Origin of the sequence: Mycobacterium sp. SMC-8 (assembly GCF_025263565.1) — a bacterium.
Taxonomy (GTDB): Bacteria; Actinomycetota; Actinomycetes; order Mycobacteriales; family Mycobacteriaceae; genus Mycobacterium.
Window position 1 is genome coordinate 5,153,711 of record NZ_CP079865.1, and the last position, 26,702, is coordinate 5,180,412.

General features: G+C 66.1%; 21 protein-coding genes and 1 pseudogene. 10 read left to right on the top strand and 12 right to left on the bottom strand.

Annotated elements, in window-relative coordinates:
- Positions 1-38 precede the first annotated feature (38 nt).
- Positions 39-1,463 carry an SDR family oxidoreductase gene (locus tag KXD97_RS24865; protein WP_260753124.1) on the top strand — a complete coding sequence of 475 codons (1,425 nt, stop codon included), beginning with the start codon at positions 39-41 and terminating at the stop codon, positions 1,461-1,463.
- The gene (locus KXD97_RS24870) at positions 1,463-2,047 is read left to right on the top strand and encodes a DUF998 domain-containing protein (protein ID WP_260753127.1); all 585 of its coding nucleotides are present in this window, start codon (positions 1,463-1,465) and stop codon (positions 2,045-2,047) included. Before KXD97_RS24865 ends, KXD97_RS24870 begins: the two co-directional genes overlap by 1 nt.
- On the opposite strand, the gene KXD97_RS24875 is transcribed toward KXD97_RS24870, so the two are convergent.
- Positions 2,025-3,014: a patatin-like phospholipase family protein gene (locus KXD97_RS24875; RefSeq protein WP_260753128.1), complete on the bottom strand. Its 990-nt coding sequence runs from the start codon at positions 3,012-3,014 to the stop codon at positions 2,025-2,027. The two genes, KXD97_RS24870 and KXD97_RS24875, sit on opposite strands and share 23 nt — an antisense overlap.
- A gap of 291 nt (positions 3,015-3,305) precedes the next feature.
- Here KXD97_RS24875 and KXD97_RS24880 point away from each other — a divergent pair.
- Positions 3,306-3,609 (top strand): annotated as a pseudogene (locus KXD97_RS24880) (hypothetical protein); the annotation flags it as partial.
- Between the two features lie 36 nt (positions 3,610-3,645).
- Positions 3,646-4,119, top strand: a complete 474-nt coding sequence (locus tag KXD97_RS24885; RefSeq protein WP_260753129.1) for a hypothetical protein — start codon at positions 3,646-3,648, stop codon at positions 4,117-4,119.
- A 54-nt stretch (positions 4,120-4,173) separates the two neighbouring features.
- On the opposite strand, the gene KXD97_RS24890 is transcribed toward KXD97_RS24885, so the two are convergent.
- The 8 genes from KXD97_RS24890 to eltD form a co-directional block, all read right to left on the bottom strand.
- Complete coding sequence (locus KXD97_RS24890; RefSeq protein WP_260753131.1) at positions 4,174-4,659, bottom strand: ribose-5-phosphate isomerase; 486 nt, start codon at positions 4,657-4,659, stop codon at positions 4,174-4,176.
- Positions 4,660-4,664: 5 nt separating this feature from the next.
- Positions 4,665-6,407, bottom strand: a complete 1,743-nt coding sequence (gene derK, locus KXD97_RS24895; RefSeq protein ID WP_260753132.1) for a D-erythrulose 4-kinase — start codon at positions 6,405-6,407, stop codon at positions 4,665-4,667.
- Positions 6,404-7,540: an ABC transporter ATP-binding protein gene (locus KXD97_RS24900; protein WP_260753133.1), complete on the bottom strand. Its 1,137-nt coding sequence runs from the start codon at positions 7,538-7,540 to the stop codon at positions 6,404-6,406. Before KXD97_RS24900 ends, derK begins: the two co-directional genes overlap by 4 nt.
- Positions 7,537-8,640 (bottom strand): ABC transporter ATP-binding protein, encoded by a 1,104-nt coding sequence (locus KXD97_RS24905; RefSeq protein ID WP_260753134.1) that lies wholly within the window; start codon positions 8,638-8,640, stop codon positions 7,537-7,539. Before KXD97_RS24905 ends, KXD97_RS24900 begins: the two co-directional genes overlap by 4 nt.
- The gene (locus KXD97_RS24910; RefSeq protein WP_260753135.1) at positions 8,640-9,521 is read right to left on the bottom strand and encodes a carbohydrate ABC transporter permease; all 882 of its coding nucleotides are present in this window, start codon (positions 9,519-9,521) and stop codon (positions 8,640-8,642) included. Before KXD97_RS24910 ends, KXD97_RS24905 begins: the two co-directional genes overlap by 1 nt.
- Before the next feature lie 4 nt (positions 9,522-9,525).
- Positions 9,526-10,482, bottom strand: coding sequence for a carbohydrate ABC transporter permease (locus KXD97_RS24915; protein ID WP_260753137.1), 957 nt, complete (start codon positions 10,480-10,482; stop codon positions 9,526-9,528).
- A 14-nt stretch (positions 10,483-10,496) separates the two neighbouring features.
- Positions 10,497-11,876 (bottom strand): extracellular solute-binding protein, encoded by a 1,380-nt coding sequence (locus tag KXD97_RS24920; RefSeq protein ID WP_260758141.1) that lies wholly within the window; start codon positions 11,874-11,876, stop codon positions 10,497-10,499.
- A 65-nt stretch (positions 11,877-11,941) separates the two neighbouring features.
- Positions 11,942-13,030: an erythritol/L-threitol dehyrogenase gene (eltD, locus tag KXD97_RS24925; RefSeq protein ID WP_260753138.1), complete on the bottom strand. Its 1,089-nt coding sequence runs from the start codon at positions 13,028-13,030 to the stop codon at positions 11,942-11,944.
- Between the two features lie 117 nt (positions 13,031-13,147).
- On the opposite strand from eltD, the gene KXD97_RS24930 reads away from it, so the two are divergent.
- Both KXD97_RS24930 and KXD97_RS24935 read left to right on the top strand, forming a co-directional pair.
- Positions 13,148-14,185 carry a sugar-binding transcriptional regulator gene (locus KXD97_RS24930; RefSeq protein WP_260753141.1) on the top strand — a complete coding sequence of 346 codons (1,038 nt, stop codon included), beginning with the start codon at positions 13,148-13,150 and terminating at the stop codon, positions 14,183-14,185.
- Entirely contained in the window at positions 14,182-14,973 is a 792-nt protein-coding gene (locus KXD97_RS24935) for an SDR family NAD(P)-dependent oxidoreductase (RefSeq protein WP_260753142.1), read from the top strand. The genes KXD97_RS24930 and KXD97_RS24935 overlap by 4 nt, the downstream gene beginning before the upstream one ends.
- A gap of 4 nt (positions 14,974-14,977) precedes the next feature.
- Here the strand turns inward: KXD97_RS24935 and KXD97_RS24940 are convergent, their stop codons facing one another.
- Positions 14,978-16,459, bottom strand: a complete 1,482-nt coding sequence (locus KXD97_RS24940; protein WP_260753143.1) for an FGGY-family carbohydrate kinase — start codon at positions 16,457-16,459, stop codon at positions 14,978-14,980.
- A gap of 113 nt (positions 16,460-16,572) precedes the next feature.
- On the opposite strand from KXD97_RS24940, the gene KXD97_RS24945 reads away from it, so the two are divergent.
- The 4 genes from KXD97_RS24945 (at position 16,573) to KXD97_RS24960 (ending at position 20,636) form a co-directional block, all read left to right on the top strand.
- Positions 16,573-17,349, top strand: a complete 777-nt coding sequence (locus KXD97_RS24945; protein ID WP_260753144.1) for an SDR family NAD(P)-dependent oxidoreductase — start codon at positions 16,573-16,575, stop codon at positions 17,347-17,349.
- Positions 17,350-17,655: 306 nt separating this feature from the next.
- Positions 17,656-18,399, top strand: a complete 744-nt coding sequence (locus KXD97_RS24950) for a cutinase family protein (RefSeq protein WP_260753145.1) — start codon at positions 17,656-17,658, stop codon at positions 18,397-18,399.
- 272 nt (positions 18,400-18,671) lie between these two features.
- Positions 18,672-19,847 (top strand): DUF2235 domain-containing protein, encoded by a 1,176-nt coding sequence (locus KXD97_RS24955; protein WP_396885508.1) that lies wholly within the window; start codon positions 18,672-18,674, stop codon positions 19,845-19,847.
- An 84-nt stretch (positions 19,848-19,931) separates the two neighbouring features.
- Complete coding sequence (locus KXD97_RS24960) at positions 19,932-20,636, top strand: KAP family NTPase (protein WP_260753149.1); 705 nt, start codon at positions 19,932-19,934, stop codon at positions 20,634-20,636.
- Between the two features lie 210 nt (positions 20,637-20,846).
- On the opposite strand, the gene KXD97_RS24965 is transcribed toward KXD97_RS24960, so the two are convergent.
- On the bottom strand, positions 20,847-24,416 hold the full coding sequence (locus tag KXD97_RS24965) for a glycoside hydrolase domain-containing protein (protein ID WP_260753150.1): 3,570 nt from the start codon (positions 24,414-24,416) through the stop codon (positions 20,847-20,849).
- Complete coding sequence (locus KXD97_RS24970) at positions 24,413-26,563, bottom strand: hypothetical protein (protein WP_260753151.1); 2,151 nt, start codon at positions 26,561-26,563, stop codon at positions 24,413-24,415. Before KXD97_RS24970 ends, KXD97_RS24965 begins: the two co-directional genes overlap by 4 nt.
- Positions 26,564-26,702: the final 139 nt, after the last annotated feature.

Genomic DNA, 26,702 nt, shown 5'->3' on the forward strand with positions numbered 1-26,702 from the left:
AATTCGCCGATCAGCGGTGAAGTCCGTACCCTTCCCCCGTGAGCGCCATCGACCCCGACAAGCTGAGAACCTGCCTGCAGGTGCTCTCCGACATTGAGGCGTTGCCGCCCGAACACCCCGACGCCGTCGCCGTGCGCAGGGCCACGGCGAGCATCTTCAAGTCGGTCCGTAAGGCCCGCCGGCACGCCAAACGCGACGCCATCACTGCGGCCGACCGCGCCGTCATCGCCGCCACCGCCACCGGCGCACCGGGCCGCATCGACGACGAGACGGCCGGGCTGCCCTTGGTGTCCACTGCCGATGGAGCCACCGCCGGCACCCTGCAGCGGTCCCGGGCCTGCTACGTCTGCAAGACCCACCACACCGTGGTCGACGCGTTCTACCACCAGCTCTGCCCGACCTGCGCGGCACTCAACAGGGCCAAGCGCGACGCCCGCACCGACCTGACCGGCCGGCGAGCCCTGCTCACCGGCGGCCGAGCCAAGATCGGTATGTACATCGCGTTGCGGCTGCTGCGCGACGGCGCGCACACGACCATCACGACGCGCTTTCCGCACGACGCCGTGCGGCGCTTCGCCGCGATGCCCGACAGCGCCGACTGGCTGCACCGGCTGCGCATCGTGGGCATCGACCTGCGCGATCCCGCGCAGGTGGTGGCGCTGGCCGACACCGTCGCCGCGCAGGGTCCGCTGGACATCCTGATCAACAACGCCGCCCAGACCGTGCGCCGGTCTCCGGGTTCGTACGCAGCCCTCGTCGAGGCCGAGCGCACCGCGCCGACCGAACTCGAACTCGTCGACGTCATCTCGTTCGACCGAGTCAGCGACGCCCACCCCGCGGCTCTCGCCGGGAGCCTGGCTGAGCAGGACGCCCCGCACGCGGTCACCGAGCTCGCGCTCAAGGCACGCAGCGCCTCGCCGGAACGGATCGCGGCGGGCACGGCCATCGACGCGGGCGGGTTGCTGCCCGACACCGCGCCGGTCAACAGCTGGACCCAACGGGTGCATGAGGTCGACGCGATGGAACTTCTCGAAGTCCAGCTGTGCAACCAGACGGCTCCGTTCATCTTGGTCAGCCGACTGCGGCCGGCGATGGCCGCCTCGTCGGCGCGCCGCAAGTACGTCGTCAACGTCTCGGCGATGGAAGGTCAGTTCAGCCGGGCCTACAAGGGGCCCGGTCACCCGCACACGAACATGGCCAAGGCCGCGCTGAACATGCTCACGCGGACCAGCGCCGGCGAAATGCTGGAGGAGGACGGCATTTTGATGACCGCGGTGGACACCGGTTGGATCACCGACGAGCGTCCGCATCCGACAAAGCTGCGCCTGGCCGACGAAGGCTTCCACGCCCCACTGGATCTGGTCGACGGAGCCGCGCGTGTGTATGACCCGATCGTGCGCGGGGAGGCCGGCGAGGACCTGTACGGCTGTTTCCTGAAGGACTATTCGCCGGGCAACTGGTAGTGGGTTCCGCCCGCACCGCCGCGGTGATCTGGGTGCTCGGCGCGACCGTCTATCTGGTGTGCGAGGCCGTCGCGGCGGCGGGCTTTCCCGGCTACAGCTACCTCGCCGACTACATCAGCGATCTGGGTGTCAGCGACGTGATGAACGTCGGCGCGTTCGTGGTGCACGGAATTCTGTTCGGGCTCGCAGCGGTGGTGTCGGCCCGCGGTTGCGCGGCGACGGCGGCGAGGGTGTTCGTGGTTGCCGCCGTGGCGAATACGGTGGGCAACGTCCTGGTGGGCACGTTTCACAGCGGGGCGCCCGACGCGCGCTGGCACGTCGTGGGAGCGGGGTTGGCCATCGTGGGCGGCAACGTCGCGGCAATCGCGGCGGGGTTCGCCGGCCGCGCGCTGCGGGCGCCTTCCTGGGCGCTCCGGACGAGCTTCGCGCTCGGAACCTTCGGCCTGGTGTGCCTGACCACCCTGATCATCGACGGCGCCACCGGTTCTCGCGTGTTACCGGCCGGCCTCGTGGAGCGGGGATCGGTGTATCCGATCATCGCGTGGGAAGTGCTCGCCGGCGTCACGCTCCTGCGTCGGCGGTAGACGATGGCGCCTCCGGCGGTGCAGGCCCACCACGACACGCATGCAGATACGCCGGGTAGTCCCAGGTCCGCAGGAACTTCTCGGCAGCTTGCACTCCGCGTTGATAGAGCGCGTCGCGTTCCTCGGCGCTGATGCCGAAATCGAGGGGGCCGACGTTCTCGGTGGGTACGAAGATCGTCCGCTGGACCGTGCACCTGTCGTCGATGTAGGCGGCGTCCTGATCGCTGATCAACGTCTCCAAGGCCGCGAACGCCAGCGACAGCGGACCGTAGATCTTGTGGGTCGGCGCGCGCCCGGCCGGCGCCGAGAGTCGGATCCCGAACGTGGGCCAGCGCGGCTGGTCGTCGGAGCTGTCGAACAATTGGACCGGGAAGTTCGACAACAGACCACCGTCGACCCACGTGGCCCCGCCGACCTCGACCGGCTGAAACGCGAACGGCACCGCCGAGGACGCACGCACGGCCCGCGCGACTGGGAAGTCGTCAGGATCCAGACCGTAGTTGGGCAGATCCCAGGGAATGCGGACCAACCGACGTCGTGACAGATCGCTGGCGGTGACCACCAACGACCACGCATTGCGCTCCGGCTCTTCGCCGGTACGCAGATCACCGAACGTGCGAACGCCCAGCCCTCCGAGTAGCTCGGTCAGCAGGTTCTCCAGATAGTCGCCCCGGTACAGCCCGTTGTTGGCGGCCAGCGACAACGCCGGGCCCACCACCGGTATCCGCGTGAGCAGAGTCGGGTCGGCGAACTTGGAGTAGTCAATCTCCTGCGCGAGCTCGTCGAGACGCGACAGCGGCTCCCCTGCGGCTTGAAGTCCCGCGATCAACGAGGCCACCACCGAACCCGCGCTCGAACCGGCGACCCTGGGGAACTCGTATTCTGCGGCGGCGAGTACGTGCACGGCTCCGACCAGGCCGATGCCGCGGACACCCCCGCCTTCACACACCAGATCTGCGCGGTTCATGTGCGCCTCCTTCCGCACCTGATCCCAGGCTAGGCCGCATCAGCGGCGACCGTGTCATCTCTGATCGCCAGCGGTCGGTACTTGTGCGGACCGCCGAGCTCCGGTGATGCGCAACTGGTTGCCGCCCAACCGGATCCGGCCGTCTGACCTACAGCCCCGCTTCGAGATCCTCACCTACGGCGAGACTGGGCGCGGGTCCGGGCGCCGGCGCAGGCGCTGATCAACGATCCTTTCCGCCCCGCGGACCGGGTCGCGATGCTGGGTTTCACCAGCGTCGACTGCGCCATCGTCGACATGTTCACCCGCCCGATGCTGAGCCTGGCGGTGACCGGCAACTCGTTCTACGAGTTCGCCGAGGGCGGCAGCCGACAGCGTGCCGACTTCGACGGCCTGCCAGTCGAATTCATCGCCGACGCCATCTCCACCATCGGTGCGGAGGTGCTCGACGGTTTCGAGACCTACTACGTCATGAGCCCTGCCGGAGCGGCAACGGCAGGCCTCGCTGCTGCCGCTGATCCACAACTACCAGCGGCCGGAACACCCGATCGGTGATCGTCAATACCTGACCGATCTGGAGTTGCTCGGGCTGATCTAGTTTCCCTGGCGGGCTGACCGTCCTACCGTGAAACCCATGCCCGAAACCATCGATGTCGCCCATCCACCGGAAGCGCTGCTCAAGGTCGTCAACCCCACGCTGCGGTTCGCGCTGCGTACACCCCTGGGTGGCGCGCTCAAACAGTTCATGCTCGTCAGCTTCACCGGACGCAAGACTGGCCGCCGCTTCACCGTGCCCGTCAGTGCCCACCATCTCGACGGTGACCTCTACGTCATTCTCGAGGCGGGCTGGAAGCACAACTTCCGCGACGGAGCCACCGCCGAGGTCACCCACAACGGCAAGACGACACGGATGCACGGTCAGCTCATCACCGACCCCGCGGCCGTCGCAGACATCGTGCACCGCGTCGCAGCGTCCTACGGCGTCAAGAAGGCCCAACAGAGCATGGGCCTGAAGTTCGGCGGCGACACCGTCCCCACGAGAGAGGAGTTCCAGTCGGCAGCAACGCGTCTCGGCATCGCCGCCATCCGGCTCACCCCGGCGACGTAGCGCAGCTTCTCTCTGGCCGTCAAGCCAGGAGGCCGGAACCTGTCCACATAGTCGTCAGCAGGCGTCCGGCGCCGAGTCGTAGGTGTTGATGGCCTCAACCTTGCTTGCCGACGCACTCTGCGGATCGAACTCGTAGCCGAGCCACTCCCGGGCGAGCCGGCGGGCCAGCTCCAGTCCGATCACGCGCTGGCCGAAGCAGAGCACCTGCGCATTGTTGGACAGTACCGAACGCTCGACGGAGAAGCCGTCGTGCGCGGTGACCGCCCGGATGCCCGGCACCTTGTTGGCACTGATCGCCACGCCCAGTCCGGTGCCACACACCAGCAGCGCACGATCGGCCTTGCCCTCGGCCACCACGCGCGCCGCCGCGACCGCGACATGGGGATACGCGGTGTTCTCGTCCGTGCCGACGCCGACGTCTATCACGTCGGCGACCCGGTCGTCGGCCTGCAGATCACCTTTGAGGGCTTCCTTGTACTCGTATCCGGCGTCGTCGGAGCCGACGACGATGCGCAGTCCTTGACCAGAACCTGAGGCCATCTCGGTCACTTCCCTTTCGCGATGAGGCTGTCGGCGACGGTGCTCGCGCACATCGCCAGTGAGGTGGCGCCGGCGTCGGGAGTGCCGATGCTGCGCTCGGCGAGCGGCCGTGCCCGGCCGACCTTGGGCCGCAGATCCGCCGTGGCTTTCGCGGCGTCGGTGGCGACGTCGGCTGCTGCCCGCCACGCGTCCTGCAGTTCCTGCCCGTCGGTCACCCGGCGCTGCAGCTCGTCCACGAACGGCAGCAGCGCGTCGAGCATCGTCTTGTCTCCCGGGGCGGCGCCCCCGAGGCTGACCAACGCGTCGTACCCGTCCCGCATTCCGGCGGCCACGGTCACCGGGTCGGGTCGGCCGGTGTCACCGAGCCGGGTGCCGAGCGCGGACAGCAGAGCGCCCCACAGCACGCCGGACGTCCCGCCTGCCTTGGCCGCCCATTCTTTGCCCGCCTCGGTGAGCACCGAGCCCTGTCCACCGCCTGCGGCCACCGCCTTGTCCGCGGCCTGTGACGCCGCCGCCGAGCCCTTGACCATGCCGCGGCCGTGGTCACCGTCCCCGGCCACGGCGTCGATGCGGCCCAGCTCATCCTCCGCGTCGGCCAGCATCGCCGCCATCGCGCTCAGAGCGCGGGCCACCACCTGGGCCCCGCGGCGTCCGTCGTCGTCGGAGCGCTCGGCCAGGTCCGGGGTCTGTGCTGCGGACTGCAGTTCGGCCTCGGTGCGGAGTTCGCCTGCGGCGCCGGTGATCTCGCCGGCTGCCGCACCTTTGCGGTATGCCGGTGTGTCGGCAGGCGAGGTCCAGTACCGCTCGAGTTCGTCGTCGAGCCACATCAGGGTCAGCGAGCAGCCCGCCATGTCCAGGCTGGTGACCAGCTCGCCGACCTCGGGTTCGACGATTTCGTAGCCACGGTCGCGCAGCAGCCGGGCGACCGTGCCCCACACGACGAAGAGCTCTTCGTACTTGGTGCGTCCGAGCCCGTTGAGGATCACCGCGATTCGCTTCGATTCGGTGTCCGGATGGTCGGCGAGGACCCCGTCGACCAGCGTCTCGGCCAGCGCAGCCGCGGTGGGCATGGGCTCGTCGGCGACGCCCGGCTCACCGTGGATGCCGAGCCCGACGCCCATCTTGCCCTCGGGGACGGTGAACAGCGGATGGTCCGCCCCGGGCATCGTGCAGCCGTCGAACGCCACCCCGAGCGTGCGGGTCGCGGCGTTGGCCGCCTCGGCGACCCGGACCACGCCCGCGAGATCGAGCCCGTCCTCGGCTGCTGCGCCGGCACACTTGAACACCGTGAAATCGCCTGCGATGCCGCGTCTTTTCGACTCTTCACCTTTGGGGGCGCTGGCGATGTCGTCGGTGACGGCGAAGTAGTGCGCGTCGATGCCCTCGCTACGCAGTTGAGTGACGGCGAGGCCGAAGTTCATCACATCGCCCGCATAGTTGCCGGTGGTGAGCAGCACCCCGGCGTCACCGTGCGCCGCCCGGGCCACAGAGGCGGCCTCCTCCGCCGATGGCGAGGTGAAGATGTTGCCGACCACCGCGCCGTCGGCGAACCCGAAACCGACCGTCCCGCAGAAGGCGGGATAGTGGCCGGAACCGCCGCCGATGACGACGGCCACCTTCCCCGGTCGGGTGCGGTGCGCGCGGACCACACCGCCGGGCACCCCGACGACATAGCGCGCGTTGGCGTCCAGGAAGCCGTTCAGCATGTCCTCGGTGAAGCGGGCAGGGTCGTTGTAGAGCTTGGTCATCGCAGCCGCTGTCCGGTGTCGGTGTCGAACAGGTACACCCGCTCGGCGGGAGCGGTCACCGACACCTCCTGCTCGGGTTCGTAGTCCTGCTCGGCGGGGGTCTGCACGACGATGCCCTCCTCGATACCGGCCACCGTGCTGGTGGCCAGGCCGAATTCCAGCAGGTGCTCGAAGTACGCGACGGTCGCCGCGACACCACCGGAGCTTACGGTCCCCCGGGCGGCGAGCCCGCAGTCCTGCGGCCGGATTCCCACCGTGACCCGCGTCCCGTCGGCCACGTCCGTGGCCGTGGTGTCCAGGGCGCCCGCCCCCGAGCCGACCTCGACCCGCACCCGGTCCCCGTCGCGGCGGACGACTCCGGACAGGACATTGATCTGCGGTTCACCGACGAACTCGGCGACGAACAGATTCGCCGGGTCGTCGAACACCTCGTCGGGGGTGCCGAACTGCTGGACCACGCCACCGTCCATGACGGCCAGCCGGTCGGCCAGCGAGAGGGCTTCGACCTGGTCGTGGGTGACCACGATGGTGGTGTAGCCGAATTCGCGCTGCAGCACCTTCAATTCGCGTCGGACACGGTTGCGTGCGGACGCATCCAGGTGGCTCAGGGGTTCGTCGAGCAGCAGCACCGGCGGATTGCGCACGAGCGCCCGGGCCAACGCGACGCGCTGCTTCTGACCGCTGGACAGCCCCGCCGGCCGCAGGTCCATGAGGTCGTTCATCTCGAGCCGATCGGTGATCGAGGCCACCATTTTCTCCGCACCTTTGACCTTGCGGGCCTTCAGGCCGTACAGCAGGTTGTCGCGGACCGACATCGGCGGGTACAGCGCGTAGCTCTCGAAGCCGACGCCGATGCCGCGTTTGGCCGCGGGCAGCTGGGAGATCTCGCGGTCACCGATCTTGATGGATCCGCTGGTGACCGTTTCCAGCCCCGCGATCATGCGCAGCGTGGTCGTCTTGCCGCAGCCGGACGGGCCCAGCAGCGCGACCAGTTCGCCCGGCTCGATGTCGAGGTTGATGCCCTTGACGGCGGTGACGGTGTCCCTCCCGCGCGACGCATACGTCTTGACGAGGTCGCGCAGTGTCAGGCTCTGTGCGCTTTGCCGGGTGGTCTTGTCGATCGTGACGCTCACTGAACCGCCTCCAGGGTCTCGTCGCTCAGCCGGCTGGTGTCCCCGTCGCCCGGCCCGAACACGTGCACGTCGGATTCGGCGATCCGCAACGTCACGGTGTCTCCTTCGCCGACACCGTGCCGGCCCGAGGTCAGCGCGATCAGCTGGGAGCCGCCGACGTCGACGGTCAGCTCGATGTTGCGGCCCAACCGCTCGGCCAGCATCACCCGGCCACGTAGCGAACCCTCCCGGCTGGTGACGTGAAGATCGCAGGGCCGTAAGCCGACCCGGACGCGGTCACCGCGATCGCAGCGCGCGTCAGCCGGAATCGGAACGTCCAGCGACCCGTCCCCCAGCCGGATACGGCCGTCGTCGACCACCCCGTCGAGCAGGTTGATCTCGGGTTGCCCCAGCGAGCGGGCCACGAAGGTGTCCGCGGGCCGTCGCCAGATCTCGTCGGGGGTGCCGATCTGCATGAGGCGGCCCTCGCGCATCACCGCGATCCGGTCACCCAGCGCGAGCGCCTCCTGGTAGTCGTGGGTGACGTAGACCGTCGTCGTGTTCGACATGGCGCCGAGCTGCTTGAGTTCGGCGCGCATCGACGCGCGCAGCTTGGCGTCGAGGTGGCTCAGCGGCTCGTCGAGGAGGTAGACATCGGCCGGGCGCACCAGCACGCGGCCCAATGCGACCCGCTGGCGCTGGCCGTTCGACAGCTCCCTGGGCAGCCGGTTCTTGAGCTGGTTGATGCCGAGCGTGGTGGTGACCTGATCGATCCGCTCAGCCTGATCGGCCGCAGAATACTTGCCGGTGCGCCCGGATTTCAGCGGAGAGGCCAGGTTCTCTGCCACCGTCTTCTGTGGATAGAGCGCATAACTCTCGAAGGCCATCGCGACGTTGCGGTGGTAGGGCTCCACCTGCGTCATGTCGGCTCCGCCGATCGACACCGCGCCGGAGTCGACGTCCACCAGGCCGGCGATCGACTTCAGCGTGGTTGTCTTCCCGGCTCCGCTGGGACCGAGGATGACGAAGAACTCGCCGTCGGCGATGTCGAGCGACAGACCCTCGACCGCAACCGTTTTCCCGTACGTCTTGCGGATGTTCGCAACCGATACCGTGGCCATCAGGCCTTCACCGCCCCGAATGACAGGCCCCGCACCAGATACCGCTGAATGGTCAGCGCGAGGATGAGTGGTGGCAGCGCGGCGATCAGCGCCGCGGCCGCCGTGAGGTTGTAGTACGCCTGCCCGCCGCCGCCGAGGAACTTCGTGATGGCGACGGTCACCGTGCCGGCATTGCTGTCGGCCAAGATGAGCGGGAAGACGTAGTTGTTCCAGGCAAAGATGAACGCCAGCAGCGCCGCCGCGGCGATGCCTGGCCGCACGATCGGCAGCGCGACCATCAGGAACGCGCGCCGCCGGGTGTAGCCGTCCAGCAGCGCCGCCTGTTCGAGATCTTCAGGCAGATCCTGGAAGTAGGACCGCAGGATCCACACCACCAGCGGCATGGTCACCAGCTGCAGCACCCAGATCATGCCGACCTTGGTGTCGAACAGCCCGATCTGGTTGTAGATCACGAACAACGGCACGATGACCATCAGTTCGGGCGCGAAGCGGAAGGACAACATGGTGAACATCAGGTCGTTGGAGCCCTTGTACTGCCAGCGTCCGGCCGCGTACGCGGCCGGAATGCCGATCACCAGCGACACGAGGACGGCGCCGCCGCAATTGAGCAGGCTGGTCAGCAGCGAGGCCTTGAAGTCGACGCTGGTCATCTGGGTGCCCTTGTCGGACAGCACCGTTGCGAAGTTCGACCAGGTCGGGCTGAACGAGAAGTAGGTGGTGGTCTGTTGCTCGGCGTTCTTCAGGGCCAGCATCAGCATCCAGAAGATCGGGAACAGCGAGAACAGGAACCAGAGCACCAGTCCGATGTCGGCCGCCACGGCTGAAATCGACCACCGCTTTTGGCCGGGAAGGAGCTCGGCGCGGGACAGTTTGAGTGCCATGATCTTACGACTCCGCTCCGGCAGCGCGCCGCTGCGCCTTTCCGAGCACGCTCACCAGGTAGCGCGCGGTGATGAACACGATGACCCACAGCAGCAGCATGTAGGTGCTGCCCCGCGAGTAGTCCAGGTTGATGATCGAGTCCTCGAAGGCGCCGATCTGCAGCGTGCGGGTGGCCACGCCGGGTCCGCCTGCGGTCAGGACGTAGATGTGGTCGAACACCTTGAGGTTGTCCATGAACCGGAAGATCACCGCGACGAGAATGTAGGGCCACAGCATGGGCAGCATCAGCTTGCGGAACATGTAGAACCACGAAGCTCCGTCGACTTCGGACGCCTCGAACGGCTCTCGGGGCAGCGACCGGATACCGGCCAGCACCAGGATCGCGACGAACGGCGTGAAGATCCAGATGTCGACCAGGATCACTGAGAACAGTGCGTTGGACGCCGACAGCCAGTCGAAGGTGTTCCCCAGTCCCAGAACATGATTGAGAACGCCGAACTGCGGGTTGAACATGAGCTTCCAGATCACGCCGGCGATGACCGGGGCGATCATCAGCGGCAGGATGAGCACCTTCTCGAAGATCTTGCCGATGATCGAGGACCGGTTGAGCAGCAGCGCCAGGCCGACGCCCAGCACCGTCTCGATGAAAGTGGCCAGGAGCGCGAAGGTGACGGTGACCTGAACGCTCTTCCAGAACACCTGGTCGCCGAGCACGGAAGCGAAGTTCTCGAACCAGACGAAGTGCGGATCCGGGTTCACCGCAGCGTAGTTGAGGAAGGCGTAGTACGCGCCGACCGCGAAGGGATACAGGATGCCGATCACGATCACCACGGCGGGGACCGACAGCAGGTAAGGGCGCAGCTTGCGCCGCCACGCCGGAACCTGCGGCCGGTCTGCCCGACTGGACGTGGGTGGCTGATCCGACGAGGTCGACGGAGCTTTGGAAGTCTGAGTTGTCATGAGTGCCGCGGCTCCTAGAGATTGACCTTGGACGTGTTGGTCTTGGCGAGGCTGCGCAGGCGCGTCGCCGCGTCATCTCCGCCGTAGATGTCCTGCAGCGCCACCGCCCAGTTCTGGGTGGTGTCGAAGAACTTCTTCTGCGGCGTGAACTGGATCTTCGACTCTCCGATGACGGTCTCGAACGCCTCGAGGTAGCCGAACTGGTCGGCGGCGACCCGCTTGAACGTGGTGTCGAACACCGACTTGCGCACCGGATCGGCGTACGTGCCGCCTTCGACGGCCTTGTTCATCGACTCCTTGCCGGTCGCCCACTGGATGAACAACCACGCAGGCAATTTGTTGCGCGAGTTGGCGCTCATCGCCCAACTCCACGTCCACAGGTTGGTCTTGTAGTTGCCATCCGGCCCGGCTGGTCCGGCGTACCAGGCCAGGTTGCCGGCCTCCTTGCTCGCCCCCGGCTTGTTCTTGGGGTAGGTGGCGCTGTCGGCGTCGAAGACCATCATCGCGGTGCCGTCACCCAAATCGCCGGTGGCATTGGGGTAGTCGTAGGTCGTCCAGGAGGTCGGCCCAGCCTTGTGCTGCATCTCGATCCACTTCTTCGTGAAATCGATGGCTTTGTCGCTGTCCATCTCCGCCACCAACTCGGAGCCGTTCCAGGTGTAGTCCACCGCGCCTTCGCGGGTGTACTGCGTCATGAACCCGGGGTGGATGGTGGCCCACGACTTGGATCCGCGGGTGGCGATGCCGTAGCGGTTGGCCGAGCGGTCTGTCAGATCGACGGCCAGCTGGATGAAATCGTCGAGGTTGTCGGGAAGTCTCGTGATGCCCTTCTCGTCGAAGATGCGCTTGTTGTAGGCGACCACGTTGTTCTCGAAGCCCCACGGGATCGCCCACTGCCCGCCGGTGCCCAGCGGGTGGCCCAGCGTGAAGTCCCAGCGGGTGGACGTGCGCAAGCCGTCGAAGATGTCCTCGAAGTCGTACTCCGCGCTGGTCGCCGCGCTGTTGCGCAGCCATGGGTCGAGATCCTCGATCCACCCCGGAGGGCCGTACTGCCAGATGAAGTAGGCCCCCAGCATGAAGGCGTCGTGCTTGCCGGAGCCGCCGGCCAGCTCGGTGTTGAGTTTGGTGAAGTAGTCCGCCTCCGGAACCAGGTCCACATTGACATTGATGCCGGTGAGCTCGGTGAACTCCTTGAGCAGCGGCTGGTAGGACAGCTGGTAGGGGTGCGGGGTCTGCAGGATGTTGATCGTGGATCCGGCGGCCTTGCGCCAGTCGAACCCGCCGGTGACGGCGTCGGCGCCGTTGGGCGCACTTGCCTTGCCCCCGACGCCGCACGAGCTCAGCACCGGCACGCTGGCCGCTGCCGCCCCGGCCACGCCGAGCGCCGCGAGCATCTGCCTGCGCGAGAACTGAGGTCCGCGCGCAGAGTTGGGGAAGCGACTCATCGAATGTCCTTCGTTCACGCCGGGATGAGGGAGACCTTGACCGATTCCTTGCCGCTGGCCACCAGGTCCAGCCCCTTCTGGAATTCGGCGAGCGGAAGCTGATGGGTGCAGATCTGGTCCATGGGCAGGACGCCGGATTCGATCATCTTGATCGCGGCCGGCCAGCAGTACGGTCCCAGGTGTGCACCCAGGACGTCGAGCTCCTTGTCGTCGCTGATGATGCTCCAGTCCACCGATACGTCACTGCCGAACACCCCGTACTCGACGTAGCGGCCGAGTTTGCGTAACAGGTTGAGCCCCTGCGGGACTGCCGAGGGATGCCCGGTCCCCTCCAGGTACACGTCGGCACCGTAACCGCCGGTGAGCTCCTTGACGATGGCGACGGCATCCTGCTCGGCGATGTTGATCGTGATGTCGGCGCCGCACGCCTTGGCCAGCTCGAGCTTCTCGGCCGCCATGTCCAGGGCGATCACGTGCATCGGGTTCTTGGCGCGAGCGCCGGCCACCATCCCGAGACCGATCGGGCCGCATCCGGCCACCACGACCGTGTCCTCGAACAGGATCTGTGCCCGCTCGACGGCGTGCAACGAGCACGACAGCGGTTCGGCGAAGGCTGCGTGCTGCGGTGCGATGTCACCGGAAACCTTGTGCACCAGCGCTTCTACCGGATACACCATGTAGCTGGCCATCGCCCCGGGGGTCCGCCGTTTGAAGCCGTAGAGGTCGTGCGGCTGGCACATGTGGTACTGGCCACGCTTACAGAACCGACACTTCCAGCAGGGCACGATCTGCTCGGAGACCACCCGGTCGCCGACGGCGATTCCCCACCGCTGCGCGGCCTCGTCGTCGAGTTCGACGACCCGGCCCGCGAACTCGTGGCCCGGGATCACCATCGTCTCGGCCCACGCAGGCCGGTTCTCGTCGCCCCAGAACTTCGCCGCGCCGTGGTAGCACTTGAGGTCGCTGGCACAGATGCCGACCGCCTCGACCTTGATCAAGGCCTCGCCGGGCCCGCGCCGCGGTACGGCGACCTCTTCGAGTCGGTAGTCGTGGGGCCCGTGACAGACAACTGCCTGCATTTTCTCCGGGATCTGAGCGGCCATCGCTGGTTCCTCCATCTGTGTTCGCAGTCACAGTAGCGGAGCCCGTGCACATCTGTCCAGAACGTCTGTTCAGGAAGATTCTTTTCAGAGCAGATGTTCGATGTCATACTCTGTGCCATGCCCCGGCCGGCTCAGTCCACCCCCTCCGCTGCGAAAACAGATGGCGTGGCGGCCGACGGCGAAGGCAGTCACTTCTCCCCCTCGTTGCTCTACACCGCCGCGCGGCTGTACTACGAGGACGACGCGACCCAGGCCGAGATCGCGACGCAACTCGGAACCAGCCGGGCGACGGTCAGCCGATTGCTCGCCGAGGCCAAACGTCAGGGCATCGTGCGGATCGAGGTCGTCGCACCGGCCGACGCCCAGCCCAAGGAGCTGGCCGACCGGCTGGCGCGCGCACTCAACCTGAACACCGTGTACCTGTCGCCCCCGATGCCGGCGCCCGGACCGGGCCGTAGCGTGGTCGACGTGATGGGGCGGGTGCTGGCACCCGCGGCGGCCCGCGCTCTCAGTGAAGCGGGCCTGCTGCCCGGGGATGTCCTGCTGGTCTCTTCGGGACGGACGGTCTACGAACTGGCCCAGTACGAGCTCACCCCGCTACCCGGGGTCGTGGTGGCACCGACGGTCGGCGGCAACGACCAGCCCTACGAGTGGTACCAGACCAACGAGATCACCCGGCTCGTCGCCAATCGGGTCGGCGGACGCGCGAATTACCTTTTCGCACCGGCGCTTCCGGGCCCGGCCCTGTACCAGTCACTTCTCGAGGACCCCAGCATCCAACGTGTCCTGCACCAGTGGCCACGTGCCCGCTGCGCGCTCATGGGTGTCGGCGCCCCTCCTCTGACCCGCTCCGACATCCCGCAGTTCGTACCCACCGACTCGACCTCGCTTCGCTCCGCGGTGGGCGATGTGTGCTCCCGCTTCTACGACCGCAACGGCGACCCGGTCGCGTTCGAAGGTATGGAGCGGTTGATCGCACTGGAACTGGAAGCGCTGCAGCATATTCCGGTGACGATCGCGGTGGCTGTGGGCAAGGACAAGGTCGATTCGATCACCGCGGGGGCGCGCGGCGGCTACTTCAACCGGCTCGTCACCGATCCCGCCACCGCAGAGGCACTGCTCAACGAGATCAACTCGACCGAGGAGGGTTCGTGACGACTGCGGCCGCTGCCAGGTATGCCGGCGTGCAACGACTGGATGGCAAGCGCGCGTTGGTTACCGGCGCGAGCAAGGGCATCGGCGCCGACATCGCCCGCGCGTTCGCCTCGGCCGGTGCGCACCTGGTGCTCAGCGGGCGCGATCAGGACGAACTCAAGCGCGCGGGTCAGGCGCTGCACGACGAGTTCGGTATCCGAACGTTCGCGGCCGCTGTCGATCTGGCCGATCGGGACGGTCCGGCGACCCTCGCCCGGATGGCCGCAGACGCGTTCGGCGGCCTGGACATCCTGGTCAACAACGCCGGCATCTCGCACCCCGAAGCGGTCGTCGACACCCACCCGGATCTGTTCGACGCCACGATCGCGGTCAATTTGCGAGCACCTGCATTGCTCGCGGCGCGGGTGGGAGCGCACATGGTCGAGCAGGGCACCGGGGGCGCGATCGTCACCGTGGCTTCGGCGGCTGCGCTCGCCCCGCTCCCCGACCACTACGCCTACTGCGCATCCAAGGCGGGACTGGTGATGGCGACCAAGGTCCTCGCGCGCGAGCTGGGCCCGCACGGGATCCGCGCCAACTCGGTGTGCCCGACGGTGGTGCTCACCGAGATGGGGCAACGGGTGTGGGGCGAACCCGCCAAGGCAGCCCCGATGCTCAACCGGATCCCTCTGGGCCGCTTCGCCGTTCCCCACGAGGTTTCCGACGCGGTGGTGTTCCTGTCGTCAGACGCCGCCAGCATGATCAACGGTGTCGAGATCGCCATCGACGGCGGCTACACGATGGGTTGACCGGTCAGATCGACTCGACGTCGGCAAGGCGATGCATCTGATCACGGGTGCTGGGATACAACTGCGCCCACGTCCGGTAGAGCTGGTCATACATCGCCCGGTTGCGCGGATCGGGTGTGATTTCCCGGGCGATAGTGGCCCAGTCCGTATCGGGCGGTACCAGGCCGACGCCGACGGCGGCCAGCAGCGCGCCGCCGTAGCTCGCCCCGATCGCCTGTTCGGGCACCAGCTGTGAGCGACCGGTCACGTCGCTGACCGCCTGCGCCCAGACCGGACTTTTCAGCCCGCCGCCGACGGCGACGGTGCGGGTGCCTGAATGCGCGTCGTCGAAGCGTTCCAAAATCTGCCGGATCCCGAAGGCGATCCCTTCGTAGGCCGCCCGGAACAGGTGCCCCCTGCCGTGCCGCAGGGTCAGGCCGGCCAGCAGGCCGCGAGCCTGCGGGTCGAACACTGGGGTCCGCTCACCGGCCAGGTAGGGAAGCATGAGCAGCCCTTCACTGCCCGGCGGCACAGCCAGCGCCTCGGCGGTCAGCTCGTCGAAGGAGACCCCACCGGTCAGGGCCTGAAGCCAACTGATCAGGGTTCCTGCCGTGGAGGTGCCTGCGGCCAGCGCCAGGCTCCGCGGCTCCACGCCCGCGGTCGTCCACAGCGTCGGGTCGCTGTGGTACTCGTCGATCATCTGCACCAGGAACATGGTGGAGCCGTACATCAGCATCTGGTCACCTGGCCGGCGGACACCGACCGAATAGGCCTCGGAGTAGGCGTCCACGCTGCCCGCGACCACCGGCAGCCCGGCCGGTAACCCGGTCTCGCGTGCGGCGGTCGCCGACACCTCACCGACGATCTCGCTGGGCCAGACCAGCCGCGGAAGCGGCAAATGTCCGCAGATGCGTCCGGCCCACTCGTGGTTCCAGTCGAAATCGCGGGTGGCGTAGAGCGGGTCGCACTGGCTGGCGGTGTGATGGTCCATCACGTATTCACCGGTCAGCTTGGCGGCGATGTAGGAATTTGAGCCATACCAACCCGTCGCCGACTCGAACACCTGTGGCTCGTGGCTGCGCACCCACTCGATCTTGGGCCCGACCGCCTGGCTCGACAGCAGGGTTCCCGCCCGATCGAGGATGGCCTGTTCGCCCAATTCCTGTGTCAGCGCGGCGATCTCGGCGTGGGCTCGGGTGTCGATGCCGTACAGTATGGCCGGCCGCAGCGGACGCAAGTCCGCGTCGCACAGCAGCAGGCAGGGGCCTACACCGCTGACACACATCGCGGCCAGCCTCGCACCGGCGGGCACCTGTGCCGCCAGCGCGGCGCTGATGGCGCACACTTCCCGCCACCACACCGCTTCGGCATCCACCTCGGCCCAGCCCGGGCGGGGCAGATCCATCCCGTGCGGGACGGACTTGGACGCGATGACCGTGCCCTTAGTGTCGACCAGAACGCCCTTCGTGCTTCCCGTCCCCATGTCGATTCCGAGCAGCAAGTCCACTACTGCACCCTACGGTGCGAGCGTGGCGATTCCCCGGCAGGTGGCGGGCCGGTGGCGGGGATTCCCGGCTTCGGCTTTGCTCGGGCGGATCACCGCTGATCTACACTCACGCCGTGGACGTCACAGGAACAAGTGCAATTGTCACCGGTGGAGCATCTGGTATCGGCGCCGCGACTTCCCGGCTGCTGGCATCCAAAGGAGCCCGCGTCGTCGTAGCTGATCTGCAGGCAGAACGTGGGCAGGAGCTGGCACACGAGATCGGCGGCGTGTTTGTCAGCGTCGACGTCACCGACACCGCTCAGATCGAAGACGCGGTGAACACCGCGGTCGACCTCGGTCCGCTACGCGTGCTCGTCAACTCGGCGGGAATCGGATGGGCGCAGAGGACCATCGGTAAGGATGGCGAGTTCGCGTCGGCGCACAACCTCGACGCCTACAAGAAGGTGCTGGCCATCAACCTGGTCGGCACGTTCGACTGCATTCGGCTGGCGGCGACGGCGATGAGCCGGCTCGATCTCACCGAGTCCGGCGAACGCGGCGCCATCGTCAACATGACCAGTGTGGCGGCATTCGACGGGCAGATCGGCCAAGCCGCTTACTCGTCGTCCAAGGGCGGCGTCGTCGGGCTGACCCTGCCGGTGGCCCGCGACCTCGCCGCCGTCGGAATTCGGGTGAACACCGTGGCCCCGGGCCTGATCGACACGCCCATCTACGGCGAAGGGCCGGAGTCAGAGGCGTTCAAAGCCAAACTCGGCGAATCGGTTCTCTACCCGCGCCGGCTGGGCAAACCCGAGGAACTCGCCTCGATGGTCGTCGAGCTGATCACCAACTCGTACATGAACGCCGAAGTGGTCCGGGTCGACGGCGGAATCCGTATGCCACCCAAGTGATCCACTGACCGGCGGTGACAACCGGAAAATCCGGGATAACCTGCCAACACCGGCCAATGATGTTCTCCGGCAACGAATCGACATCGCCGCCTCGACGAACCCGGGGCCTGGCTCGAGGAACCGCAGCGCCGTTGAACGTGTCGTGAGATGGGACACGCCAGGTGTAACACCCCCGACGCGGGTGCCGATGAAGATTACCGGTGGCCGGCCGTCACGGCATCGTGAGCACTGTCGAATCGGGCGCGCGAGAACGCTCCGCACGGAGTCCGCTTCTGAGATAGTTCTGTGCAGGGGTAGGGGGAATCTATGACAGTTTGCCTGCGGACCTTGGGGCGCCTCGTCGGCGCGATGGCCCTGGCTGTGGCCGCGTTGCCGATCATGATTCCCGTGGCAGGCTCGCAACCGTGCCCCGACATCGGTGTCGTGTTCGCCCGGGGCACCGCCGAGCCGCCGGGGGTCGGTGGCGTCGGCCAGAGATTCGTCGACGCACTCCGAGCGCAGGTGGTTCCCCGTACGGTGGGCGTCCACGGCGTGAACTATCCGGCGAGCAACAACTTCACCGGTGGCTCCGTCTTCACGATGAACGTCGCCGCAGGCGTGCGCGACGAGGCCGACCACCTGCGCGGCGTGGTCTCGGCATGCCCGAACACCCACATGATTCTGGGTGGATATTCACAGGGCGCCGTTGTGACGGCGCTGACCACTTCAGGTGTACTGCCCGCAGGCGTGCCCGCCGGATCCGCTCCCCTTCCGATACCTGCCGACGTCGCCGACAATGTCGCCGCGGTGGTGCTGTTCGGTATGCCGGCGGGCTGGTCGGCAGTCAAATACGGTGCCCCTGACATCGATGTGGGGCCGGCATATGCCGCCAGAGCCCTCGAGTTGTGCGCACCCGGCGACACCGTCTGCTCGGGTGCCCCGCCGTCCGGTTCCAGCGCGCCGCACCAGCAGTACGCGGTCAACGGTATGGCGGACCAGGCGGCGACGTTCGCCGTCGGTCAGTTGGCGAACCATACCCTCAATGAGCCCTTCCCCCAACTGGCACAGTGACGAACACCTCCGATCGAATAGTGAGTAGGTAGTTCCCGCCGGAGCATCTGCTCGGGATTCAACCGGAGCCGACAATCGGATCTGCGGCGCCGAGACATCTGCGCGTCACACGCAGGTGTACAGCTTCTGAACCTCACGGGGCCGTGCGTCCCATCGCGATCGTTCCGAACAGCATGCGCTCCAGACACATGCACATTTCAGGTAGGGCACTACTTGCGACGACAGTGGCTTGAGCGCGGATGCTGGTCCTGGAGAGGACGGGAGAACACGCTATGCGACGGCTCGTAATCTGCTGCGACGGCACCTGGAAGCGTTCAGACGACCCGCTGGTGTCCAATATCGAGAAGATCGCCCGCGCGGTACGGACTCAAGCCACCGATGGCACAAACCAGTTGGTCTTGTCCTCCAATGGAGTGGGCACCAATGGATTCGCTGATCGTATCGTTGGCGGCGCGTTCGGGGTGGGCTTGGACAATGCCGTCATCGGCGCCTACCGGTTCTTGGCTTTGAACTATCGGCCGGGCGATCAGATCTTCGTCTTCGGTTTCAGCCGTGGCGCATATACCGCGCGAAGCCTGGTCGGGATGATCGCCCGAATCGGTCTGCTGAACCCGCCGGGCGTCGTGCAAAACCGCCTGTTGAATGCAATGGAGATCTACCGTCGACGGCCTCGCGACGGCACCACCACCACCGAGATCGAGGAGTTCCGTGCCTCGACCTACCGCGGCTCCGACGAACCCGGCTTTCGCTTTCTCGGTGTCTTCGACACTGTCGGCGCGCTCGGAGCGCCGGGCCTCACGAGAAAGAAGTACAAGTTTCATGACGTCGACCTCACCGAGAAGGTCGAGTTCGCCCGCCAGGCGTTGGCGATAGATGAGCGGCGCCTGACTTTCAGCCCCTGTCTGTGGAAACCGAACCGCATAACGGACATTAAGCAAGTGTGGTTCGAAGGGGTCCACTCCGACATCGGTGGCGGCTACCCGGCGACTGCCCCGGCCGATCTCACACTGCGCTGGATGGTGCACGAAGCCTCAGAACGTGGCCTTGAGTTCGATTATGAGCTGTTTCATCCGCTGCAGACTGCACCGCTGTCGCCGAACAATTCCATGAGCCCGGCGTATCAGCTGATCAACATCGTCAAACAGTGCTGGCGCACCGTGCAGCCAAAGAACCGCTCTGAAGTGAGATTCCGTGGCAGCCGCCGGCTTCTCGCAGTCGAGGGTGACGATGACACCACGGAGACGCTTCGGATTGCGGAACCGGCCTACGAACGTTGGCACGACGACACCGAGAGTCGGCACAGGCGTGCCCCCAACATCGGATGGTGGTCTGATTCTGCCCATGACTTGACCGGCCGCGTGGAGGTGATCCCGCCGCTTGGCTACCGTGCGAGCGGTCCCGTCGCGAACAGCCAGTCACGTCGCGCTGCCCTCGAGGGTCGGTTATGACCGTAACCGGCAACGACATTCGGTTCGTCGGACATATGGTCCTGGACGTCCCCGCACAACACCCCGGCGTTCAACTTCGACAGCATGTCGCAGGCACTTGCCGAGATCATCACCGGCAGTGAGCCGCAGTTCGCGGTAGGCATCTTCGGCGGATTGGGCTCGGGGAAGAGCACGCTCATGGAAGCGATCAAGCGGCGCGTCGAGCCGACCGACGCGGTGGTCGTCGACTTCAACGCCTGGCGGTATGAGCGCGAACCACACCTTATCGTCCCGCTGCTGGACACCATCCGTGCCGGACTGTCCCAGTGGGCTCTCAGCCGACCGACGGACGAACGAAGTGAATCAATCAAGATCGTCGCCACCCGGATCGGGCGCGTGATTCGTGCACTGGTTCGCGCCACTTCGGTCCAAGTCGGCATACCGGGGGCCGTGACGATCGCGATGGACCCCGACAAGGGCCTTCAGACGATCAACGGTGACAACGATGACGAGACGAGCAGTCCACAATCGTTGTACTTCGCGGCCTTTGAACAATTGCGTGACGCATTCGAACGAGTTGAACGAGCAGGATTGTCGCGCATCATCGTGTTCGTCGACGATCTGGATCGCTGCCTACCGGAGCGTGCATTGACGGTCCTTGAATCGATGAAGTTGTTCTTCGCACGTCCTGGTACCGAAGCGGCGACCGCAACAATTGGTGAGTGGAAGTCGGCGACGGCGGCTCACGTCAACGCGCTTCAAGAAGAACTTCGACTCATCCGGCGCGCTTCCGCGGTTGGAGCCACATGATCTAACGCGTAGCGAGCCACGGCATCGCGCTTGGCATTCGAGGCGGCCTGTCGATGGACCTCCCTACCGAAGACCCATCCGAGTACATCACCAAGCACACCGCCACATACACTCCGACGAGCACGACCGCCAGCCCCTCTGCCAACCGCGGGCTCGGAAGGACCGGCGTTCGCGTCATCCCTTTCGTGGCCATCCTTGTAACGACTTCAGTCAGACGGCAAGCCGACGCACGACCGAGGCGGCGTGGTCTTCGGCGTTCATGCCGTCGAAGGTCCGATCCACCCAGTACTTGCCGTGCGCTCCGGTGACGACGAACTTCAGCGCGGACACGAGCGTCATGACGATTCCGGGGATGTTCATCAGCATTGCGGGAAGGCTGATCGGGCCGGACGTTTGGTTGAGCGGACCGGGAGTGACCATGCCGAGGATCGACGACAGCGCGCCCGATCCTGGACCTGCGTTGCCGTTCAGGCCGAGCAAGCCCGAGCCGATCGTGTTCGCCGGCGCGGTGAGGCCGAAATTGCCGCCACCCAGGGGGATACCGGTCAACCATGTGAACAAATACTCAACGAAGGCCGGAGACAGCTCCATCCGCGTGAGAATGTCGTACAACGCGGGCAGCAGTGCGGTCGCCTCGGAATACATGTCGCCGTCGATCGTGTACGACCATTCCCGGTCTCGGTAGATCTCGGGTGTGTAGACGCCGGAGATGCCGGCACCGCCTGGATCGGGGCCTCCTAATTTTGTGACACCGGGCGGCCGGCCGGGCGAACCGAAGGTGAACACTCCGACGATCTCATTCTGGCGATCGGCCGGCCACGCATGCAGGAAACGGACAACGACGTCGGCCCCCATCGAGTAGCCGGAAAGAAACTTCGGCCGCGGATCGGGCAGTGCCAGGCGCAGCAGTTCGGCGGTGCCCTCTTCGCGTGCCTCGACATAGGAATGCTGCGGGTCCGGATTGAGGAACGCGGAGGTGTTGTAGCCGACGCCCTGCAGGTGGACCATCTCGGGGTGACGATTCACCGCCATGCATTGCGGCCCGATGTTCCACGTTCCCCAGGTCCCGGGAACCGCATATCCCACATATTTGGGTCCTGTACCCGGGGTCGGCGTTGTGGGCAGAATGCCCAGCGCCTTCTTCGTCTCGAAGTCGCAATCACCGGGCCGCGCATTGGGATTCGCCGGCAGCCGGGGCTGGTACCCGCTGGCGTTCTTACGTGACTGGAACTCTTCGACGAACGCGGCGGTCGCCGCATCGTAAGTGCCGTTCAGCTGGACACCCAAGGGCACGGAGTAACTGCCGAATGCCAGCAGGGCCCGCCGCTGAATCAGCCGGACCTGGTCTCCGGAAAGGGGCTCGACGCCGACGCGCCAGATCCCATCCCACGCCCTTCTGGGTGCCCCGTTCCCCGCCGGCTGAACATGCGTGGCGTCCGGAAGGGTCTCGCGCACGGCGTCGGTCACCGCGGGCGCGGCCTCACCGTTTCGCTGCGGCTCGTCGATGCGGGGCTCCGCCTGGGTGTCCAGTGAGCTGACGGGACCGCCGGCGAACCGCCAGAAGATCCGCCCGTTCTCGAACCGCTGATACACCGTGTCCGGCCCGTCTTCGATCTCCCGGGATTGCGGCCAACCGAACTTGCCGTCCTGACCGCCGGCACTACGCCAGGTTTCGCCGATACCGCCGTGCACCGGCCATGCGTGGTCGTCGCCGTTGCGGTGATAGATGGCGCCGTGTTCGAAGCTCTGCCATGTCCCCCGGTCGGCCTTCACCGCGTCATCGGTCGGATAGCCGAGGAACGATGTCTCCCAGCCCACGGATGCCCAGAAGTCGCAAATGCCCGGCTTCGGGACGGCGAAGGTTCCGGTTCTGGGATGGAAGTAGATCGACCCGTGTTCATAGTGGGCGTACCGTCCTGATCCGTCGGGGCAGGATAGTTCGCGCTCGGCGATGATCTTGTCACCCAGCCACTCGTTCGCGTCGCGCACGGCCTCGATCCGAGTTTTGACGCCCGGTTGGGGACCGGCATTCACGTAAGCCTCGGGGCCGCGGTCGATCAGTTCCTGAAGTTCTCGGCGGAACTGGTCGAGGTCGATGCCGGCCGGATCGATCTTGCCGTCGGCCAGATTGTATTCGCGGTGACCGCAGAACCAGGATGCGTCCTTGCTCAGATACCACAGGATCGCCGCGACGCCGCATTTGTAGCTTCGGAGTTGCTCAGGTGTCCAGTCCCACGGCGGGGTACCGCGACTCACCGCCTCGATCCCGATCGTGTACCAATTGGCCTCGGTGCTGAACTTCGACGCCCATGCTGAACCCTTGCCTCCGCCCGCATGCCAGCACACCCCGACGGCGATGAACTTGAACGTGCCGTCCTTCTCCAGGACCAGCTGCGCCAGAGGGCCTTTCAGATCAGCCCGGCCGTGCTTGACGATCTTCCAGTCGTTGACGCCCCCTCCCGCTGTGTGGTGGCCGATGACGCCTCGCACCTCTCGGAAGTCACCATGGCCGTCGTTCAACGGATTACCTATGTCGGTGACGGTCAGTCCCCACAGCCGCAGCACGTCCGGGAGCCAGACCGGGTCTCCCCGCCACACGTCGGTGAGTGGCTTCAACTGCTCCACTGTGTCTTTCGGCTGTTCCTGCACTACAGCGGGCATGGTTTCCTCCTCAGTTCCCCACTGGCCGAACAAAGGCTTCAGAATGCGGTTGCGGTCGACTCCGATGCCGTTGACCTTGCGCTTGTCGATCTCGAATTGCTTGATGTGCGCCGCAGGATGTGCCGGTGCGTCTTTGTCTCCGCCCCAGCCGTGTTCCCAGAAGTAGGTGGCGATATCGGCCTCTCGGCACCGATCGATCACCCAGGGATTGCAGTACACACCGAGGCGCTCTTTGCCCAGAGATTCCTGCCAGGCCGCAAGGTAAGGTTTGACCTTCGTCTCCCACTCCACCTGGGTGGGCGCCGCGTCGATGGAGACGTAGATGACGCCTCGGGGGTGGCCTCCGGCGGCTTCGTGAATTGCCTGTCCTCTGAGCGCGTCCTCTTTTCCTCCAACGGATCCGCGAATCCAGTCGGAGGTTTCGAAACCTCCCTTGGCGAACTGATAATTCGAAACGATCTGCAGACCATGCCGTGTGAAGTCCTCGGCTTCGGCCCGAGTCAGCGGCTTTCCCTGCATCCAGTTCGCCCGCCGATCCGACACGTAGCGGACGGCACCGACGAACCCGGCGTCCTTGATCGCTTGCGCCCCGGGGACCCCGGCCGAATAGTCCACCAACTCCTTTCCCACAAGGTCAGCCCTCACTGCCGCGCCGACGGGCTCGGCCGGCACCGGCTCGCCGGCAATGGCGGCGTCCCGCAGCCATGGCAACGGGTCGATCTTCTGGTTGGGATCGTAGCCACGAGGCATGACCGACAGATGCAGATGAGGTGCGACGCCACCGTTGGTGGCCTGGTTGGGATTGATATGGCCGATGCGTTGTCCGGCTTCCACCCGGGCGCCGTCGGCTACTTCGCGCACGATGTGCCCGTATTCCGTTGTACCGCCACCATCTTCAGTGGGGTGGTCGATGACCAACCATCCCGCGGGATCAGGGCCCCCATAACCCGCGGCGGCGCCCGAGTGAATGACCCGTCCTCCCGCACAGGCGAACACGGGTCGATTGGCTGATCCGCCCGGCCAGCCGAAGTCGACGCCGGCGTGATGGTTGCCCCACCGCGGACCGAAAGGTGAGGTGATGATGTAGCCCCGTTCCATGGGCCAGAACCGTTGGTTCATGTCGACACTCCGTTTCCGCTGAGGTCCGGGCGTTTCACCGCCGGCGCAATCTCGGCAGTTTCGAAGAAGCGGTTGATTCCCGCACGAAGGCGCTCGTTGCGCCAGTACTCACCGTGGCCGAGCGTCTCGTCTTCCAGTCGTTCGGTGACGTCGACGTTGTCGGTCTCGCGCCTGGTGGGGACCACCGATCCGATCGGATCGGTCTTACGCCAGTAGTTGCGCCACCACGTCCCTTTGTACGTCATGCCCCACGTCTTGACGAAGAACTCGTCGTCGAAATAGCGCGGAAAGAACGTGCGATAAAGAGTGGACAGCGGTGAGCCGCAGGTGAATAACGCAATGCGGTCGGAGCGGGCATTGTTGGAGGTGTGATGCGTGCGGGCTTTCAGCGCGTCCCGGTCACTCTGCCCTTCGGTCGGTTGCTCGGTCCAGTGGCCACCGTGGACAAACCAGGCGCACACCACCGACCCCTGGCTGTGCCCAACCAGTGCGAGCGGAGTGTGCGGATACTCCAGCGTGACGTCGTTGATCGTCTGCCGGATGCCTGCCAGAAGCGCACGCCGGTACGACGCTCCGGCCAAGGGGTGCAGGTCGGGGGCCCAGAATCCGGCGATGTCCGCGACGGAGCCGAAGATGCTGCGAAGCCGCGCCGCCAACCGCTCGGGTCTGCGGATGACGACCATGAGGATCGCCACCGCGCCGGCCACCTGCAAGGCCACCAGGAAGTCGGCGATCAACCATGGGTCGGCGTTCGCGAACCCGCGATACATCACGACCCACAGACCCGCGGTGGCGACAAGGCCGATGGCCACCGGTGGAGCCAGACGACGCGGCAGCGCAACGACCAATTCGTGTGTGCCGCTGGGATTTTTTTGGCGTCGGCCACTCCTGCGCGTCGCTTCGGCCAGGGCTATCGACTTCCGCTGCTTGGCCAGTTCCACGCAGAAGACGACCGCGAACACGGCGAGTGCGGCCAGGAAGTACACCGGGATCAGGTCGATGCTCAGTGCTTTCGGCACCCGCGCGATCACCTTGACACTGAGATCGTCGAACCGCGGAAGCAAGACGTGGCGGATCTGATCCTCGGGTGATACGTGCTGCGGTGGACCGTTCTTCGGCGGGACGAAAATGAACACGCTGTCGAAGAACTTTCGGAGCATCGAACCTGCCGTGTGCAGCAGTGTGATGGCCAGGACCAACAGCAGCGCCGCACCCGCCAGCGCTGCACCGTTGGTCTTCTTCCACAGGGCCAGCGCGCACAGGCAGAGCGCCACGATGAACACCAGGCCCGTGGTGCAAGCGATGATCAAACTCATCGGATCCACCGCGACACCCGGATCGCCTGCCGGGGTGAGGATCCGGCGAATCCAGGCGTGCGGATAAGTCGCCGGCTTCGCATGGAGGAACTGGATCATGCCCACCAGCACCAGAATGCTGGCCACCGATATCATGCTGCCCGCCCGGTCCACGAGGGCCCGTCCGACGAACATCCGGTACACCACGAAAGCGATGAGGATCCCCGGCCCCACACCCTGCAGCAGGACTCCGGTCAACCGATCGTCGCCGTGTGCCAGAGACCGCCACGCCGTCTCGAAGATGACGCTGATCCAGGCTGCCATCGCCACCGTCAGGCACAGGCTGGCCACACTGATCCCGGTGCGCATCAGATGGCGTGACCGGTCGGGCGGCTCCATGTAGCCGGCCACATTCAGCAGCGTGAACGGAAAAGCAAGGTACCAACCGAGATGCCGCGTGATCTGGCGGTTCGCGCGACTCCAGTTCACCAACCGTAACGGGTGTCGTGGCAGCGGCGGCACCTCGCCGATCCATACCCGGCTGTCGACCAACTCCTTGTATTTCGGCCGCCCGAGTGCACTGAACGTCGAATGATCGCCGATACCGTGGACACGCACCTCGACGCCACCACGTGAACCATTCGGCGTCGTCGGTGCGGAACGGTTACTGTCCCGCACCTCCGGAGCGGGCGCCGCGGCGGTGGCAGCGGTCGCACCGTCCTCGACGTCGAAGAACTTCCCGCGAGGATCGAACCTATGATGGGCTCCCCCACCGTCGAAAGCTTCGAGCGCGGTCGGATCCGAGTCTGGCGACTCCGTGCCGACTGAGGATCCGCTCTCCGTAGTGGTCATGGTCAAGCCCCCAACCATCGAACGTGTACCAATGCCACGATCCTGGTGCGCAGTCCCAGGCCGGGAGACCGTAGTGGTCTACCTGCAGTGAGCGGGAAACAGGTAGGCGACTACGCGTGCGGCCCGCTCGTTCGGACCC

Excerpts from the sequence above, each read along its gene's own strand:
- KXD97_RS24875 (WP_260753128.1), bottom strand. The coding sequence starts at position 3,014 with ATGAACCGCGCAGATCTGGTGTGTGAAGGCGGGGGTGTCCGCGGCATC.
- KXD97_RS24885 (WP_260753129.1), top strand. The coding sequence starts at position 3,646 with ATGCCCGAAACCATCGATGTCGCCCATCCACCGGAAGCGCTGCTCAAG.
- KXD97_RS24890 (WP_260753131.1), bottom strand. The coding sequence starts at position 4,659 with ATGGCCTCAGGTTCTGGTCAAGGACTGCGCATCGTCGTCGGCTCCGAC.
- derK (WP_260753132.1), bottom strand. The coding sequence starts at position 6,407 with ATGACCAAGCTCTACAACGACCCTGCCCGCTTCACCGAGGACATGCTG.
- KXD97_RS24905 (WP_260753134.1), bottom strand. The coding sequence starts at position 8,640 with ATGGCCACGGTATCGGTTGCGAACATCCGCAAGACGTACGGGAAAACG.
- KXD97_RS24910 (WP_260753135.1), bottom strand. The coding sequence starts at position 9,521 with ATGGCACTCAAACTGTCCCGCGCCGAGCTCCTTCCCGGCCAAAAGCGG.
- KXD97_RS24915 (WP_260753137.1), bottom strand. The coding sequence starts at position 10,482 with ATGACAACTCAGACTTCCAAAGCTCCGTCGACCTCGTCGGATCAGCCA.
- KXD97_RS24920 (WP_260758141.1), bottom strand. The coding sequence starts at position 11,876 with ATGCTCGCGGCGCTCGGCGTGGCCGGGGCGGCAGCGGCCAGCGTGCCG.
- eltD (WP_260753138.1), bottom strand. The coding sequence starts at position 13,030 with ATGGCCGCTCAGATCCCGGAGAAAATGCAGGCAGTTGTCTGTCACGGG.
- KXD97_RS24930 (WP_260753141.1), top strand. The coding sequence starts at position 13,148 with ATGCCCCGGCCGGCTCAGTCCACCCCCTCCGCTGCGAAAACAGATGGC.
- KXD97_RS24950 (WP_260753145.1), top strand. The coding sequence starts at position 17,656 with ATGACAGTTTGCCTGCGGACCTTGGGGCGCCTCGTCGGCGCGATGGCC.
- KXD97_RS24955 (WP_396885508.1), top strand. The coding sequence starts at position 18,672 with ATGCGACGGCTCGTAATCTGCTGCGACGGCACCTGGAAGCGTTCAGAC.
- KXD97_RS24960 (WP_260753149.1), top strand. The coding sequence starts at position 19,932 with ATGTCGCAGGCACTTGCCGAGATCATCACCGGCAGTGAGCCGCAGTTC.
- KXD97_RS24965 (WP_260753150.1), bottom strand. The coding sequence starts at position 24,416 with ATGAACCAACGGTTCTGGCCCATGGAACGGGGCTACATCATCACCTCA.
- KXD97_RS24970 (WP_260753151.1), bottom strand. The coding sequence starts at position 26,563 with ATGACCACTACGGAGAGCGGATCCTCAGTCGGCACGGAGTCGCCAGAC.